Genomic DNA, 16,931 nt, shown 5'->3' with positions numbered 1-16,931 from the left:
TCAGCAGCTCTTTGCGACTCCGCTCACCCAAATTAATAGATTCTCTGTCAGAATCAAGGCTTCTTTCTGACTCAAAGTACTTAGAAATTGTGGAGAGTGTCACAATCACCAGCTCTTTGCGACACCGCTCAATCAATTAATAGATTCTCTGTCAGAATCAAGGCTACTTTCTGACTCAAGGTGCTCATAAATTTTTAAGTGTGTCACAATCACCAGCTCTTTGCGACTCGTTTTACTAATAAAACTCCTAATTTGTCTCAATGAATAGATTCCAAAACAAAAAAAAAGAGGAGGCCACCCCTCCCCTTAGTTCTGTCGTGTATTTTTTGAAAATCCATTACGTGCACGGTATTGCTGTGGCGACCTTGTTGGATAGCGCAACGGAAAACTAAACATATGCACAAGCTTTGTAAATGGAATCGATGCAAATAAAAGAAAAGACAAAATGACATGCACTTTAAATAATGTCGGAACACCGAGCATTAATTCAGGCTGTGGATTTAATGTGAATAAACTGCGAAACCATGGCCCGATTGAAATTCGGTATTCATAAGCTGCTACTGTTGTATTGTAGACGATTGTCATATATGTACCTAAACCGGCAATAAGTAGCAATAGAATGATTGTGAAATAACTGCCCGCTGATGTATGAACATGGACTCGTTCAATGACAAACTTTCGAATCAAAAATAAGATCAATCCGAGGACAACCATCAGTCCAGCAAACCCACCGCCTACTATTGCAAATAAGTGGTACGTGTGGTCATCCACTCCAATTGCGTTGTAAAACTCAAGCGGAATCAACATCCCCATCACATGACCGAAAAAGGCAAAGATGATTCCGTAGTGAAAGATAATGGAAGCATAACGTAGCCACTTTTTCTCAAAAATTTCCGTTGATGGTGCTGTCCAGCTCTTTCCGCGAAACACGAAGCGATAAAATGTCCCCACTACAAGGATCGCAATGCATATATAAGGATAGGCCGTCCACCAGAAGTGTAATTCCATCTAATGACCCCCTTTCAACAAATTGTGTTATATACTTATCCACATAAGAACATTTGTTTTCCACAACCTGTGGATCCTTTTGTGGATAGTGATGAGCGTTTCTCATTTTTATTTTTCCACAATATCCACGTTATCCACAGAAAAGCATCATACTTATCCACATCATCCACAAGTTATGAACATTACTTGTAAAGCATTGGATATGGAAGCTCTTCTAAATCCGCTTCCTCACGCTGATTTTCAAGCAATGTAATTTCTTCTGCTTCTGGTGCTTCAAAGACAAACATCATTAACAAATCCACAATTCGGTGGTATGGATTTGAATCGAATAGGTTCTTGTGAATCCGATCAACCGCAAACGCTAAACGGCGGTATAATCGTTCAAAATTCTCTCCCTCTGGGGCATGAGCTAATAACTCAAATAACATCGGGATATAATCCACAATTTCCTGTCCGTGATATTCAAATCCACCTTCGACGATTAACTTTTGGAGCTTAATTAATGCAGCCCCACGTTTTCTACTGTCACCTAATTCGTGGGCTGTTAAATAAAGACCTGTTTTATCTTTATAATCGAAGGTTTCTACATAGAGCTCCTGTAATTCTAATAATGGCATCTTAAAAAGTGGTGCAATTCTTTCTAAGATTTCGTTTCTCATTTTTACCGAGCCAACTTCTGTGTTCACATATTCCTCAATTTCCGGAAACCCTTCGTGGAGGGTCTTGTCCGGATAATCGAGAATTCGTGACATGATCATTAATATAGCTTTTGCTTCATTGGTCATTGATTTCCACTTCTTTCAAATGGATAAGTCACCATTCCTTCAGGTGGTGCTAAATCCTCAATACTACATGCGCCTTGCTTGTAATGGAGGTCTTCATCCATTTCTCGACGACCTGTAGGAATAACGAAGCGTTCATTGTATTTTGCTACACCCAATAAACGTTGCATTTCTTCAAGCTCTTCAACGGTCGTATTTGCTTCTTTTAAGAGCTTAGATTTCTCCACTTCGTCAATCCCTCCAACTGTTTTGGCGCGCATATGAACACGCATCGCTGCCATTTTGAGTAACACTCGGCGAATAACATCCGTATCGTCTGCAGATAAAATCGACGCCAAGTACTCCATCGGAATTCTCATATCATCAACGGCTGGAATATATCCATCCGCACTTAAGCCATTTTCATTCGTGATGTGGTTCATGATAGGACTAAGTGGCGGAACATACCACACCATAGGCATTGTGCGATATTCAGGATGCAACGGTAACGCAATTTTCCACTTCATTGCCATTTTATATACCGGTGACTCCTGGGCACTTTTAATCCAGCTAGCATTAATACCTTGCTCTTGTGCTTTTTCAATGACTTCTGGATCAAATGGATCTAAAAAGACAGAGAGCTGTGATTCATATAAGTCTTTTGGATCTTCAACGGATGCTGCTTCCTTTACACGGTCAGCATCATATAAAACGACTCCAATATAGCGGATACGGCCAACGCAGGTTTCTGAACAAATCGTTGGTAGCCCAGCTTCTGTTCGCGGGTAACAGAAATTACACTTCTCCGCTTTATGTGTGTTCCAGTTATAGTACACCTTATGATAAGGACAACCATTCATACAAAAACGCCAGCCACGGCAAGCATCTTGGTCAACAAGAACAATTCCATCTTCATCCCTTTTATACAGCGCACCTGATGGACAGGACGCAACACAGGATGGATTTAGACAGTGCTCGCAAATTCGCGGCAAATACATCATGAATGTTTTTTCATATTCCATGGCAATATGCTCTTGAAGCTTTTGCACGTTAGGGTCCATCGGGACGACCTCGCTACCGCCAGCAAGGTCATCATCCCAGTTCGGCCCCCATTCCGGCTTATCAATGTATTTTCCAGTAATCATTGATTTTGGTCGTGCTACAGGGATGTTTTCTCCCTTTTTCGCATGATGCAGATGTTCAAAATCGTATGTCCATGGTTCATAAAAATCATCAAGCTCTGCCATGTTTGGATTGTAAAAAATGTTTGCAAGTTTAGAAATTGGACCACCGGCTCGTAGGTGTAGTTTTCCATTTCGTAATGTCCAACCACCTTTATAGCGATCCGTGTTTTCCCATTCTTTCGGATACCCTGGTCCTGGACGCGTTTCAACGTTGTTGTACCAGACGTACTCCATACCCGGTCGATTCGTCCATACATTTTTACATGTGACAGAACAAGTATGACAGCCGATACACTTATCTAAGTGCATGACCATAGCCACTTGTGCTTTAATTCTCAAGCCAGTCGACCTCCTTTAATGGGCGAACAATTGTCAACGTATCTCTTTGGCTACCTGTTGGTCCATAATAATTGAATCCATAGCTAAGCTGTGAATAACCACCAATCATATGTGTTGCCTTTGGATAAATTCTTGTCACGCTGTTATGTGTTCCACCACGGTTTTTATTAATTGTATTTCCTGGTACGCCCATTGTACGATCTTGGGCATGGTGCATATAGACAGCACCGCGAGGCATTCTGTATGTTAAAACTGCTCTTGCTACTACTGCACCGTTACGGTTGTATAACTCAATCCAGTCATTATCTTTAATGCCGATTTCAGCAGCATCCTCTTCATTCAACCAGACAACCTGCCAGCCTCTAAATAGCTGAACCATGTTGCGGGTATCTGTGAACATCGTGTGGATACCCCATTTTTGGTGAGGAGTCATATAGCGAAGCGTTATCGACTTGCCACTATTCTCAACCTCTTTTTCTCCCTTTATAAAAGGACCTTTGTTAATCGGTGGAATATATAGTGGAAGACCTTCACCATAATCGAGCATCACCTCATGGTCTAAATAAAAGCTTTGTCGTCCAGTAAGTGTATGCCACGGAATGTGGTACTCTTTGTTTACTGTAAAAGGTGAATAACGACGACCATCACTTTCAAGGCCACTCCAAACCGGTGTTGAAAGGGTTTGACGAGGCTGAATTGTTAGTGCATCTAACGTAAAGTCCTCTTCCTCACGCTCTTTAGCAATATGTTCAAGCTTCTTCCCAGTCTTTTGCTCCATCGATTTCCAGCCTTCAACAGCACGCTTACCATTCGTTGCACCTGACATGAGAAGAATTGCATTAATCGCTTGCACATCTGTGTACAAGGACGGGTAGCCTTTTCCGACTCCTTCATGTTTAGACTTTCCTAGGCGACTTAATAAGGATTGGTACACTTTATCCCCAGGTATTTTAACACCTTTCGTTCCATACCCATTTTTAATATTCGGTCCGACTGTTATCCACATGTCATACACATTTGGATAATCACGTTGCACATAATTAAAGTTCGGCATTGTTTTTCCTGGAATTCCTTCTACTTCACCCTTGCGCCAATCCTTCACTTTTCCAAATGGCTGGGCAATTTCATTAATCGTGTCATGAGCAAGTGGTGAAATAACAAGGTCCTCTTGGGCCGGCAAATGCTCTTTTGCAAGCTCAGAAAAAGCCTTTGCAATTTCGCGGAAGGCATCCCAGTCACTTCTTGTATCCCAAGGTGGACTAATTGCCGCGTTAAATGGATGTACAAATGGATGTAAATCCGTAGTACTGATATCCTGCTTTTCATACCATGTCGCCGCAGGCAGGATGATGTCAGAGAACAATCCTGAGCTCGTCATCCGAAAATCCATACTCACGAAAAGGTCTGTTTTTCCTTCAGGCGGTTTTTCGGAAATCTTAACATCCTTAGGCTGCCACGATTGTTCAGGGTCCGATAACACTGTATCCTTTGAACCAATCAAGTGCTTTACGAAATACTCATGGCCTTTTCCGCTGTCCCCTAATAAGTTGGAGCGCCAATTAAAGAAGACTCTTGGGAAATTCCGTGGATCGTTCGGATTTTCAAGCGCAAATTCTAAATTCCCATCGACTAACTGCTTCGCAATATACTCCGTAACAGCTTTATCATCACTATGTTTTGCACGAGCATCCTTCATTACATCCAGTGTGTTTTGTGACAAGGATGGGAAGCTTGGTAACCACCCCAAGCGTGCAGACAGTGCATTAAAATCAGCCGGATGCATATTTGAATACTGGCTGCCCCAGTCTGTTTCTCTTTCATCAAAGTCATATTCATAACGGAACTGTTCGGTTGCAAAATAGAAAAACGATGTTCCGTTCATTAATTTCGGTGATTTTACCCAGTCATTCGCAAACGCAATTTGTTGGAAACCCTCTAACGGACGGACCTTTTCCTGTCCAACATAGTGAGCCCAGCCTCCACCATTCACACCTTGTGAACCTGTAAGTAAAACTAGATTTAATATGGAGCGATAGATTTGATCACTGTGGAACCAGTGGTTTGTTCCTCCACCCATTGCAATCATCGACTTACCTTGAGTTAATGCCGCATTTTCAGCAAATTCACGAGCAACTTGGATGACATGTTCCTTTTTCACACCTGTAATACTTTCTTGCCATGCAGGTGTGTAGGGTCTTGCTGCATCATTGTAGTCGGTCGGATACTCTCCTTTTAGTCCGCGGTTAATGCCAGTATGTGCGAGCATCAAGTCATAAACAGTTGTCACAATCAACTCATTACCAGATTGGTCCTTCATGCGTTTGATCGGAACACCACGCTCCACTTTTCCGCCTTCTTTTTCAGCAAAATAAGGGAACTCTACCATCGCTACCCCATCTGAATCATTTATGAAGCTAAGCTTTGGATTAATGCTTGTGCCATCTTCAGTCGTCATATCAAGATTCCATTTCGTGCTGCTATCCCATCTGAAACCTTGACTTCCATTTGGCACGGCAATTTGATTCGAGTCTTCGTCCCAAACCACTGTCTTCCAATCACCAAGCTCGTGTTCCGTTGAAAAATCAGAGGCACGCAGGAACCGGTCTGAACGGTAATTCTCTCCCTTTTTAGAAAGAGTGATTAGGAACGGTAAATCAGTGTATTGCTTTGCATAATCACGGAAATAAGGTGTTTCTTTATCCACATAAAATTCTTTTAAAATCACATGAGTCATAGCCATTGCAAGTGCCCCATCTGTCCCTGCTTTTGCAGGCAACCAGATATCAGCGAACTTATCATACTCCGCATAGTCCGGACTTACTCCAACTACTTTCGTTCCGTTATAGCGCGCTTCCACCATAAAATGCGCGTCAGGGGTTCTTGTTTGAGGAATATTCGTACCCCAGATAATGAAATATTTTGTATTGTACCAGTCACCGCTTTCTGGCACGTCAGTCTGATCGCCCCAAACCTGTGGAGACGCTGGCGGCAAATCTGCATACCAATCATAGAAACTAAGAATGGTTCCGCCGATAAGAGATAAGAATCTTGTTCCACCTGAATAACTCACCATTGACATCGCCGGAATCGGACTGAATCCTACTACCCGGTCTGGACCATATTTTTTAATCGTATAGATGGTCGATGCTGCAATCATTTGGCAAATATCTTTCCAGTTTCCTCTTACGAAACCACCTCTACCGCGTGCGGATACGTATGATTGACGTTTTTCCGGATTGGTGACAATATTTTCCCAAGCTTGTACAGGGTTTTCCGCTTTCGCAAGCTCATCCTTCCAAAGAGCAAGAAGGTCACCTCGTACATATGGATATTTCACCCGAGTAGGGCTGTATGTATACCATGAAAAGCTCGCACCACGTGGGCATCCGCGGGGCTCGTAATCTGGGAAATCATCACCAGTAGACGGATAGTCTGTTTGTTGAGTTTCATAGGCAATGATTCCGTCCTTCACATGAATCTTCCAGCTACATGAACCTGTACAGTTCACCCCATGTGTGGAACGGACGATCTTATCATGGGCCCAGCGATTGCGATAGACTGATTCCCAGTCACGCGGGCGTGGATTTTCTTCTGTCCAACCATCGTTTATACGCTCTCCACGCACTAAATGCTTTAGCGAGTGGAAGAGACTATTCTGCTTTGCCAATGTCTCCATCCCTTCCCTTTAGAATATTTGCCAATGGGTTAAAATCTTCACCCACTAACCTGAAGCTTTGCGTTCCTGCTTGGAACTCTTCGAGGAAGACTTTCCAGCTTGATGCATTTGCTGCGGCAAGAATAAGTCGCTGTAGCGTGCTCATATCCTGAATTTCATAGATTTCTTCAATCATTTTTCCAGGTATGTCACCAAATCTCATTCTTAGAACAGCAATCAAATCTTCCCGATCATCAATCAACATTGCGTCATTCTCCATTGAAAACAACAAATCAACCCCTTAATTAGAAAAGTGCAAAGCGCCTGCTTATCGGCGACAAGCATAAGACGAGCGCTGACAGAAGGCGCTTTTTGCCTTCCGAAGCGATTGCCTTATGACCTCGAGCCGATGGCGCTTGGAACTAGACACCAAAAACTAAGTACGATATTTTTATAGTTTAATCATCTTGTAATAGTCGGAAATCAACTGATTCTTACATTTTTCTGCGGTTTCTTTAAAAAAGTTTGTAACCTCTTCATCCGGATTTTCTGCTTGTTCAAAGCTTACAAAGCCCGTAACAGCTTGTGAAAATGACTCTGAGAATCGCAAAGTGAGCTCAAACCCATTTTCCTGCTTCACGACAGTGGCATAGATGTCATAGGAATGAATGTTATATGCTAAAAATGTTTCAACCATCTTCTGATATAAGTTTGGAGCCGCAAAACGCAGCATTTTTTCCTCAATTGCCTCTTTTTTACCCATTTACATCCCCTTTCCTCTATTTCCTAATTTTTCATTTTATTATTCGTTAGTTGCTAGCAGTTTATTCATTTCATCATCATTATGGATTTCATCTATTATTATTAAGCTATCAAGTAGTGGAATCATCCGGTGATCCGCTTCTTGTGTCTCAAGGCTTTTCTTCATCGTTGCAACGATGCGACGCATTAAATCATGGTCACGTGTTAATTGATTCACTAATTTTTCAAGTTTCGGGTTTTGTTCAATTATTTCTTTGTACAAACCTTCCTCTTCTGAATCCGCATGCTTGAGTGTTCTCGATTCCCAATGATCAATCGCAATCTCCGCCACCTGTAATGCTTTTTCCTTATCTCCTTGGTCAATACATTTTCTAAATAAATTTCGGAGCTCCTTCGCCTCATGTAATGCAGCCTCATGAATCGCTGAATGAGAATCCGTTTTTCGTAAACTTGGTCCTGTTGCCATCACTATCATCCTTTCATCATTTACAAAAGATTAATTTCTTCTTCCTTCATAATCCTTTCCATCTTAGGTTGCGTTAAACTTACTAGATTACATTTTGCGAAAAATGTCATAATTATGGATAGGCGAAATTCTTGTTCGAATTCTTGTGCTACATACACAAAAAGAGCCGAGGTTTGCACCTCAGCTCTTCGTTACTACTTCGTTATATTCTTATATTATTTGATTACTCATTCCAAGGCTGTGTATGATTCGCAATAACCTTTTTGTAAGAATCTGCAACTGATTGCGGAATCAAATCCTGTACTAAAAGATCATCGACAGAAGCATTCATTTTTGAAACCCAGTTTTCTCTTGTACCATAAAGTTTCTTAAGCTTGTCTTCACTAAACATTGTCATAAAATCACTTTCAATCATATATGTTGCAATTGGATTATCCGATAATGGATGGCGGATTCCTCCTGTCACATTTCCATGAGCATCTCTTGTGAGTTTCCCTGTTTTAGTGTCAACCTCTAACCATTTATCGTCTGCTACTGGGAAGTATTTTTCCGGTTCTGCATTTGGATCAGCTTTTTTAGCAGACGCATATTCATAAAGGTTATCAAGCGCACCACTTACAAACATATCGATATGCAAATCACTCTTTATCGTATTTGGAAGCGTGCTGATCGGATACTTTCTTGGATTCACTCCAGCTTTGATAAGTACATCATTATTCTGGATAATCGGTGAAATTGCATCTGAATGTGGAGCATTCGCTACTTCATAAAGTCTAAATATATCATACTCGCTGTTTTGATCTTGCTTATTTTTATAGGATGGGAAAAGCCCTTTTCCTTCCTTAAAACCAGCTTCAGCCTGAGACATAATGACCATCGTCGGAACTCCCATCGCCTTATAGATGGACTTTGGCGTATTCTTGTCATATAAAGATGGCATCACATCTTTAGACGGCTGAATTGAAGTTGGGATTGCACCTACCCAATTATAATAGCCATCAAATAAATACTCGTCTTTTTCAGCATTGTATAAGTATGGCTGGAACACATTTGTATACGTATTTAAATACATACCTGATTGGCTTTGACCACCAAGGAACACAAAATCAGGCTTTGTACCAAGAATTTCTTTACTTTGGTTCTCATCATTTAATGCCACACCAAGCTGTGAAAGCATATCCCAGAACAAACCATTTTCATATTGATCTTCATTATCCGCAACCCAGTCAATATCGGTATAACGGACAGGATCAAATGTTTTCAATGCTGTAACATTTACATTTTTGGAAGTGATCCCGATATAGCCATGTCCATTATCCATGAAATACTCCCAGCTTCTTCTCCATGTATCTTCCATATCGGAATTATTGGAAGCATTTAAAATATCAATATAAACTGCACCGGAGAAATCTTTCATATCCTTTGGCATACGCACAATGATTCTGTTCGTGTAATCATATGGACCACTTTTTACGGTTGGCACATCATTCCCTTCAACATTACCAAGCTCGTAAATATTGGCATTGCCGGAAAGAAAAAATTCCTTTTCCGTGTAAACATAATCATTCCAAATATCAACCTTACCAACAGAATCAAGCATCGAATTATATGGATGGCTAAGCTCCGGATTAGCAGCTGTATCCTGTTCGTTATGATCAAAACCAATTTTTTCAGGGTCAAATGGTTTTTCCTCAATCTTAGTTGGTTTAGCTTTTGAAATGGCGTAAATCTCATCCGCGTCTGGTCCGCCGAAGCCTTTCTTTTCATTTACATAGTCAACTAACTTATCATAGCCTTCTTGTAAAATATATCCTTCATCTAATAGTTTTTTTGCCTGTTCTAAAAATGGCTTCTTGTAATCTTTCTCATAATTAGAGTATAAGTTTGCTATTTTATCAGCGGTGAAGAAAACCATACTTCCATTCGTTTCAAAAGGAAGACCATTTCTACTAGGATAATAGGTCGCAATTGGATACTCAATCTGAGGTGCACGAATACCCCCCAATGCATTGCCATGTTCATCTGTTTTAGTGGTATAAATGGTTTTACCGTCTACAATTGATTCATTAAAATCAATCCATTTGTCATCTGCAGAAGGGGCTGGAATTCCTTCGGTTACCCACTTATGCATGTTTTCCTGTGCAGCATTTACATAAATCTGCAAATTTAAATCACTTTCATAATGACCAGGATCGTATTCTTTTGGCGGTCTTCCCTTTCCATTTCCAAGCTTAATTTCATCGCTGAACGGAATTACATCCAGTGTTGGATCTGTATGCGGTGTTCCCGCTACTTCATAAAATCTAAACTTATTTTTAGTTGTAGATGAATCACGTTTTCTCTCATACTCATAGATTGGTAGATTTGCAAACATATGCTCAAATTCAGACATAATAACGATATATGGAACACTCGTTTCTGAATAAGTAACGCTTGGTTGAGGCCCACCTGAATGAACATTTGTTGTGCCAGGTCCAACCAAATTCATATAGCCATCAAATAATGGCTTTCCTTTATTCGAATTTTTTAATAAATGATCAAATAAAGTAATATAAGTATTTAAATAAAAGCCTGATTGACTCTGCCCGGATAAATAGACAAATTTAGGTTTTAGACCACCCAAAATGTCGCCTGCACTTTTGCTGCGAAGCTTAGAGCCCAATTGGGAAAGCATATCCCAAATCAGACCATTTTCATCCTCACCTTTAACTTGCCAATTAAGGTCAGCATACCTCTCACTGTCGAACTTTTTTAAAGCATTAATGGTATCTGTTTTTGAAGTAATCCCAATATAGGCATGTCCTTCGTTCATATACCAATCATAGCTTCTACCCCAAGTATCTTCTAAGTCTACTCCACTTGAGGCATTCAAAATGTCTACGTAAACACGGCCTGAAAACTTTGCAGGATCCTTTGGAAATCTGACTAGCAGCCTTGTTGTATAATCATTGTCAGATGACTTGATAAAAGGAACATCCTTATCATCTATACTATAAACATTCGCTTTCCCTGACATGAAAAATTCCTTTTCATCATAGCCGTAGTCATTCCAAATATCTACTTGTCCACTTGAACTATACATGGAACTGAATGGATGACTTTTGTCAGTGGGTTCACTGTGAAATGTCATCCCTTCGTCGTAAGGAATTTCTTTCACAGTTGGAATCTGTTTTATTGCCTTTTTAATTTTCCCTTGATCTTTATGTGCGTTTGCATTTTGTATTGCCGGGTCCGCTTTGTGGGAACCTTCTTTCGCTGCCATTGTTGAAATTCCCCCACTCATTAATAACATAACTGAAAGAATAACAATGGAAATTTGTTTACCTAGTTTCAAACCTTTCACCTCGTTTTAAATAGTTAACCGCTTACATAAACTTTTAAAATCACCTCCTTAATTTCTGTTAACTTAAATATTAATATATCAGTAGTATAACGTTATCTATATACTACTTCTATAATCTTTTGAATATTTGCAATGAAATAGTTGTTTAGTCCCGAAATAAAAGAAGTGTGACTCCTCCAAAAGTCTCTTTACATAAAAAAAGCCGAGGTTTACCCTCAGCTTTTCTTTGTTATGTATCCTGTTGTTCTGTAAGGTCATTGAAGAGTCCAACGTAATATTTAACCTCGCCAGCTTCATTTTTCACTTCACTAATGGTCAGCCATTCACGATAGAGCTCTTTGTTTTTCCGGCGATTCCAAATTTCTCCCTGCCAGAATCCCTTCGATCGAATTGAATCCCACATTTGTTCATAAAACGCTGCATCATGTTTTCCAGAACGGAGAATACTTGGCGATTTTCCGATTGCTTCATTCGGTTCGAATCCAGTAACCGTTGTGAATGCATGGTTAACCTTTTGAATAATACCCTTCTGATTCGTAACCATCATTCCTTGAGCAACATTCTCGATAAGCTTTGCTTCCAGTTGAATTTTTTCAGTATAGAACATCCACACAACGAATACAGAGCTTAATAGTGCAAACATCGCGAGCGACATAAACCCGATCGCATAGTGTCCTGTCATTCCATACACGATTGAAAGAACGATTGGTGGGAAGAAACCACCTAATCCCCCCATTGCTGATACGATTCCGTTCACAATCCCAGCTTGCTTTGAAAAATAATACGGGACGAGCTTAAAAATCGTTCCATTCCCAATTCCCGCAAAAATGGAGATAAGTAAACAGCCAATGGTGTATAAGACAATATCAGGTGTAAACGCCAAGAGCACACCTGCAAACGTGATTACATTAAAAACGATAAACAAAATGAGATACGGGTTAAACTTATCACCAAGCCAACCCCCAATTGGGCGCATTAGGGTTGCCAGTGTAATAAACCCAGCTGTTCGCAATCCCGCGTCAACCGAAGTTAACCCAAAATGAGTGACTAAAAAGTTCGGTAAATACACAGTAAACGCAACAAAAGATCCAAAGGTTACAAAATAAAATAAGCTAATGAACCAGAGCTTTTCATTTTTATAAACGCTTTTTATCTGTTCACTCAATGGTTTATTTACTTTAGGTTCATGACGGTCGCCAAGCAAAAAGTTTAAAAGTGCAAATAAAATGACTGGTATTAAAAACAATCGGACCGTACTTTGCCACCCAATGCTTATTGCAAGCGCTGGTGCTGCAAATGAAGTGATTGCAGTACCAATATTTCCTGCACCATAAATCCCATTTACAAATCCATGACGTTCCTTCGGATAATACTTCGGTAAGGAAGTAACCCCAATCGAAAACAAGGCTCCCCCAATACCTAGAAGAAGTCCTCCTAGAATCAAATCAAACATGGTATCAGCGATACTGATATAGAAAATAGGAAGGATCAGGATGACAAATCCAAGGAAAAACAACCTTCTAGCCCCAAATTTATTTGTCCAAAATCCTAATAATATTCGCAACAGTGAGCCCAAGATGACAGGAACGGCTGTAACCATTGCGGTTTGATTATCGGTTAAAGGAATATCATGCTTAATGCTCGACATGAGGGAAGAAAGAATCACCCACACCATAAAACCTACAACCAAACTTGAGGTTTGAAGTGGCAACTGCAACTTTTGCGTCTTCATACTTTCGTACTCCTCCTCCAAACAATCTTTATGTATTCTTCCTAGTTTACGGAATTTCAAGAAAATCAAACATACTTTTTTCTCGTGGGCCAGAGGTGGGTCAAGGGGACAGGTCCATTGTCTCAGGAAAAAAATGGTGGGACGCGGGACCTGTCCCTGTGTCCCAGATGACAAATGTCATTGAGGTTGATGACATTATCCACTAATATTGGTGGTCCGTCGGTTTTACAATGATGGTGGAGGTGTTTTTATGGAAGCTATTATTGAATTAAACCAAGTTAGTAAGTTGTTTAAAAACAAGATGGCTGTTAATCGGGTTTCTTTTTCGATTCAAAAGGGCGAGGTTGTTGCTATTCTCGGTCCTAATGGGGCTGGCAAAACGACAACCATGATGATGATGCTTGGACTATTGGAGCCAACTGATGGAAGTGTTCAACTATTTGGGAGTCATCCAAAAGCAAAAGCCGTCCGTGAAAAAATCGGAGCTTTGCTACAAGAGGTAAGTGTGATTGATGCACTAAAGGTACGAGAGGTTATCCAGCTTTTTAGAAGTTATTATCCACAGCCTTTATCATATGAGGATCTGGTTGCTTTTACTGGATTTACAAAGGATGAGTTACAAAAACGTGCCAATAAACTTTCTGGTGGTCAAAAACGGCGCCTTGGTTTTGCGCTTGCAATGGCAGGTAATCCTGATGTGTTATTTTTTGATGAACCCACTGTTGGTATGGATGTAACCTCAAGAAAACTATTTTGGAATACAGTTCGTGATTTGAGAGATCGTGGGAAAACGATTCTATTTACTACCCATTATTTACAGGAGGCCGATGATATTGCTGAAAGAGTCATTCTCTTTCACGAAGGAAACATCATTGGGGACGGAACCCCCAAAAGTATAAAGGCTAGTTTATTAAAGCAGTCTGTTTCTTTTACTCCAATTTCTGCAATTAGCTTTGAAAAATTAAAAAATCTTCCGCATGTAGCAGATGTGTATGAAAAGAATGGTCGGATATTTTTATTAACAGATCATACAGATGGAGTCCTAGCCTCTATTTTTGCTCAGAAACTTTCCGTTCAAAATATCGAAATTGAACGCGGGCGTCTCGAGGATGCGTTTGAACAGTTAGTTGAAAAAAGGGAGGTTATATAGTATGAACGGTTTTTTAATGCAATGTAAGTACGAGGTTCTGAGAATTTTCCGTAATCCCTACTATGTATTTTGGTCTTTGTTCATGCCGATCGTCTTTTACGTCGTTTTTACGAGAATTTTTAATTCAGGAATGGACGATCAACAGTTATGGCAAGCTCATTATTTAATGTCAATGGCTGCATTTAGTGTAATGGGATCTGCTATTATGACACTTGGAATACGTCTTGTGGAGGAAAGAAAACAAGGCTGGTCAATGTTTATGAGAATTACCCCATTATCTGACCAAGCATATTTCGCAGCAAAAATGATTGGGCAAACAGTCATTCATGTTTTTTCGATTGTGATGATATTTACTTCAGGTGCACTTATTAATGGGATCTCCCTCACCCTTCTTGAGTGGCTAATGTGCGGAATGTGGTTACTGTTCGGCTCATTGCCTTTTCTTGCTATAGGGACACTAGTAGGAACGATGAAAAGGGTGGATACAGCCTCTGGCGTCTCGAATATGATTTATATGGTTCTAGCGCTGTGTGGTGGTATGTGGATGCCAATGGAGATACTGCCAAATTTCGTTCAATCCATTGGAAAATGGCTCCCTTCCTATCACTTTGGCAGTGGTGCATGGGAAATTGTCCGTGGCGGCCAACCAGACTGGATTAATTTTACACTTTTGGTTGGGTATCTCCTTCTGTTCATGGTAATATCAGGTTATACAAGGAGAAAACAAGAAGTGGCGGTGTAAGAATGCTACAAAAAATAAAAGAGTTTCGGATCTTTCCTGCTAGGTACGGATTCTTCCCATATATCTTTTTAATTTATCTGGTCATGCCTGCCTACTATGTTTTATTGGAGCATAGTTGGAAACAAGTTGCAGGGATTGGACTGCTACTATTGTTTCTCGTAACCTATCGACAACTCTATAACTCTTCCGATAAAAAGACCTATGCATATTGGTTAGTTGTCCAAATTATTTTGGTTATGATCCTTGCAATCTCTTATAATCTTTATAATTTATTCTTAGGGTTCTTTCCAGCTCATTTTATTGGCTGGTATAGTAAAAAGGTTTATTTTTATCGCGCATTAGGGTTCTTTACCCTTTCAATTATCATTCCACTTCTGATTCATTGGGATTCTTTGATTCTAGAGTCGATGTACTTTTATGGTATTTTTATTATCATTATGATTGTTTCTCCATTCGGTATCCGCTCAATGAATAGCCGTATGGAGCTAGAAAAAAAACTTGAGGAAGCAAATGAACAAATTGAGGAGCTAGTGAAACGTGAAGAACGGTTAAGGATTGCAAGAGACCTTCATGATACGTTAGGACACACGCTTTCAATGATTACCTTAAAAAGTCAGCTCGTTCACAAATTGATAAGTAAGGACATTGAAAAAGCTAAGCTTGAGACAAAAGAGATTGAAAGAACCTCTCGCACTGCTTTGACACAAGTAAGAGAATTAGTTTCTGATATGAGGGCCGTCACCATTGCAGAAGAACTAATTGAAACGGAGAACATTTTAAAAACTGCAGGCATTTCTTTTGAGTTTGATGGAGATTCAAAACTAGAAGATGTCCCATTGCTCACTCAAAATATCCTGAGTTTATGCCTAAAAGAAGGGATTACAAACGTTGTTAAACATAGTGCTGCGAATAACTGTACTGTACATTTATTGAAAAAACCGGGCGAAATCGAACTTTCCATCTCTGATAATGGGAAAGGTCTAGATGAACAGAATGCTGACGGTAATGGGTTAAAAGGAATAAAGGAGCGATTACATTTAATCGACGGTTTCGGAGAAGCAATTTCGCAAAATGGAACTAAATTAATTATCACTGTTCCCATAATTGCAAAGGAGAAAAAGGCTGGTGTTGGTTCTTGATTAGAGTAATGATTGCCGAGGATCAAGGTATGCTTAGAGGAGCTTTAGGCTCTTTACTCGATTTTGAGGATGACATTGAAATCGTTGGGGAAGCATCCAATGGAAAAGAGGCATTGAAGCTGATACTATCCCTTCAGCCCGATATTTGTTTAATGGATATTGAAATGCCCTATATGAGCGGACTTAAAGTAGCCGAGGAGGCTAAAAATCATTTTTCTACATGTAAAATCATTATTTTGACCACTTTTGCCCGTCCAGGTTATTTTGAGCAAGCAGTAAAAATTGGCGTACACGGGTATATGCTAAAAGACGGGTCAGTTGATGAGCTTGCGGAATCCATTCGAAGTGTGATGAAAGGAAAACGTGAATTTGCTCCTGAACTGATTTTCGGCAGCATGAAAGATGACAATCCCTTAACAGAACGTGAACAGGCCGTACTTCGATTGGCCTCAGAGGGAAAAACCTCAAAAGAAATTTCATCACAATTATTTTTATCAGCTGGAACTGTCCGAAATTATATGTCCGAAATCATTAACAAACTAGGCGTAAAAAATCGTACCGAAGCTGTTACCGTCGCAAAAGAAAAAAGATGGATCTAAATTTGGGTCAGAGGGACAGGTCCCTTGTACCAGGAAAAAAATGGTGGAACG

The 16,931-nt window shown here is 40.1% G+C and carries 13 protein-coding genes; 4 read left to right on the top strand and 9 right to left on the bottom strand.

Annotated elements, in window-relative coordinates:
* Positions 1–306 precede the first annotated feature (306 nt).
* From narI to ACFSFW_RS20055, 9 genes are all read right to left on the bottom strand, one after another.
* Positions 307–1,008: a respiratory nitrate reductase subunit gamma gene (narI, locus tag ACFSFW_RS20095; RefSeq protein ID WP_388040791.1), complete on the bottom strand. Its 702-nt coding sequence runs from the start codon at positions 1,006–1,008 to the stop codon at positions 307–309.
* Between the two features lie 182 nt (positions 1,009–1,190).
* The gene (narJ, locus tag ACFSFW_RS20090) at positions 1,191–1,793 is read right to left on the bottom strand and encodes a nitrate reductase molybdenum cofactor assembly chaperone (protein ID WP_304215292.1); all 603 of its coding nucleotides are present in this window, start codon (positions 1,791–1,793) and stop codon (positions 1,191–1,193) included.
* Complete coding sequence (gene narH / locus ACFSFW_RS20085; protein ID WP_304215294.1) at positions 1,790–3,292, bottom strand: nitrate reductase subunit beta; 1,503 nt, start codon at positions 3,290–3,292, stop codon at positions 1,790–1,792. Before narH ends, narJ begins: the two co-directional genes overlap by 4 nt.
* Positions 3,282–6,959, bottom strand: coding sequence for a nitrate reductase subunit alpha (locus ACFSFW_RS20080; protein WP_304215296.1), 3,678 nt, complete (start codon positions 6,957–6,959; stop codon positions 3,282–3,284). Before ACFSFW_RS20080 ends, narH begins: the two co-directional genes overlap by 11 nt.
* On the bottom strand, positions 6,943–7,227 hold the full coding sequence (locus ACFSFW_RS20075) for a hypothetical protein (RefSeq protein WP_388040876.1): 285 nt from the start codon (positions 7,225–7,227) through the stop codon (positions 6,943–6,945). Before ACFSFW_RS20075 ends, ACFSFW_RS20080 begins: the two co-directional genes overlap by 17 nt.
* A 171-nt stretch (positions 7,228–7,398) precedes the next feature.
* The gene (locus ACFSFW_RS20070; RefSeq protein ID WP_304215300.1) at positions 7,399–7,710 is read right to left on the bottom strand and encodes a hypothetical protein; all 312 of its coding nucleotides are present in this window, start codon (positions 7,708–7,710) and stop codon (positions 7,399–7,401) included.
* A gap of 39 nt (positions 7,711–7,749) precedes the next feature.
* Positions 7,750–8,175, bottom strand: a complete 426-nt coding sequence (locus tag ACFSFW_RS20065; protein WP_304215302.1) for a hemerythrin domain-containing protein — start codon at positions 8,173–8,175, stop codon at positions 7,750–7,752.
* 223 nt (positions 8,176–8,398) lie between these two features.
* Positions 8,399–11,509, bottom strand: coding sequence for an alpha/beta hydrolase domain-containing protein (locus tag ACFSFW_RS20060; protein WP_304215304.1), 3,111 nt, complete (start codon positions 11,507–11,509; stop codon positions 8,399–8,401).
* 238 nt (positions 11,510–11,747) lie between these two features.
* The gene (locus ACFSFW_RS20055; RefSeq protein WP_304215305.1) at positions 11,748–13,250 is read right to left on the bottom strand and encodes a nitrate/nitrite transporter; all 1,503 of its coding nucleotides are present in this window, start codon (positions 13,248–13,250) and stop codon (positions 11,748–11,750) included.
* A gap of 250 nt (positions 13,251–13,500) precedes the next feature.
* Between ACFSFW_RS20055 and ACFSFW_RS20050 the strand changes: the two genes are divergently transcribed.
* The 4 genes from ACFSFW_RS20050 to ACFSFW_RS20035 are packed head-to-tail and all read left to right on the top strand — an operon-like array spanning position 13,501 to position 16,880.
* Positions 13,501–14,400 carry an ABC transporter ATP-binding protein gene (locus ACFSFW_RS20050; RefSeq protein ID WP_304215307.1) on the top strand — a complete coding sequence of 300 codons (900 nt, stop codon included), beginning with the start codon at positions 13,501–13,503 and terminating at the stop codon, positions 14,398–14,400.
* Between the two features lies 1 nt (position 14,401).
* Positions 14,402–15,142 carry an ABC transporter permease gene (locus ACFSFW_RS20045; protein ID WP_304215309.1) on the top strand — a complete coding sequence of 247 codons (741 nt, stop codon included), beginning with the start codon at positions 14,402–14,404 and terminating at the stop codon, positions 15,140–15,142.
* Between the two features lie 2 nt (positions 15,143–15,144).
* The gene (locus ACFSFW_RS20040) at positions 15,145–16,281 is read left to right on the top strand and encodes a sensor histidine kinase (protein ID WP_304215310.1); all 1,137 of its coding nucleotides are present in this window, start codon (positions 15,145–15,147) and stop codon (positions 16,279–16,281) included.
* Positions 16,278–16,880: a response regulator transcription factor gene (locus tag ACFSFW_RS20035; protein WP_304215312.1), complete on the top strand. Its 603-nt coding sequence runs from the start codon at positions 16,278–16,280 to the stop codon at positions 16,878–16,880. The genes ACFSFW_RS20040 and ACFSFW_RS20035 overlap by 4 nt, the downstream gene beginning before the upstream one ends.
* Positions 16,881–16,931 lie beyond the last annotated feature (51 nt).

Origin of the sequence: Ferdinandcohnia salidurans (assembly GCF_042680725.1) — a bacterium.
In the GTDB taxonomy this organism is placed as follows: domain Bacteria; phylum Bacillota; class Bacilli; order Bacillales; family Bacillaceae_L; genus Ferdinandcohnia; species Ferdinandcohnia salidurans.
Note: the sequence above shows the minus strand (reverse complement) of the source record. Positions and strands in the feature narration are given on the sequence as shown.

What these genes read in the sequence shown, in the direction of transcription:
- ACFSFW_RS20070 (WP_304215300.1), bottom strand. Translation starts at nt 7,710, where the DNA reads ATGGGTAAAAAAGAGGCAATTGAGGAAAAAATGCTGCGTTTTGCGGCT.
- ACFSFW_RS20055 (WP_304215305.1), bottom strand. Translation starts at nt 13,250, where the DNA reads ATGAAGACGCAAAAGTTGCAGTTGCCACTTCAAACCTCAAGTTTGGTT.
- ACFSFW_RS20050 (WP_304215307.1), top strand. Translation starts at nt 13,501, where the DNA reads ATGGAAGCTATTATTGAATTAAACCAAGTTAGTAAGTTGTTTAAAAAC.
- ACFSFW_RS20075 (WP_388040876.1), bottom strand. Translation starts at nt 7,227, where the DNA reads ATGGAGAATGACGCAATGTTGATTGATGATCGGGAAGATTTGATTGCT.
- ACFSFW_RS20065 (WP_304215302.1), bottom strand. Translation starts at nt 8,175, where the DNA reads ATGGCAACAGGACCAAGTTTACGAAAAACGGATTCTCATTCAGCGATT.
- narI (WP_388040791.1), bottom strand. Translation starts at nt 1,008, where the DNA reads ATGGAATTACACTTCTGGTGGACGGCCTATCCTTATATATGCATTGCG.
- ACFSFW_RS20040 (WP_304215310.1), top strand. Translation starts at nt 15,145, where the DNA reads ATGCTACAAAAAATAAAAGAGTTTCGGATCTTTCCTGCTAGGTACGGA.
- narJ (WP_304215292.1), bottom strand. Translation starts at nt 1,793, where the DNA reads ATGACCAATGAAGCAAAAGCTATATTAATGATCATGTCACGAATTCTC.
- ACFSFW_RS20045 (WP_304215309.1), top strand. Translation starts at nt 14,402, where the DNA reads ATGAACGGTTTTTTAATGCAATGTAAGTACGAGGTTCTGAGAATTTTC.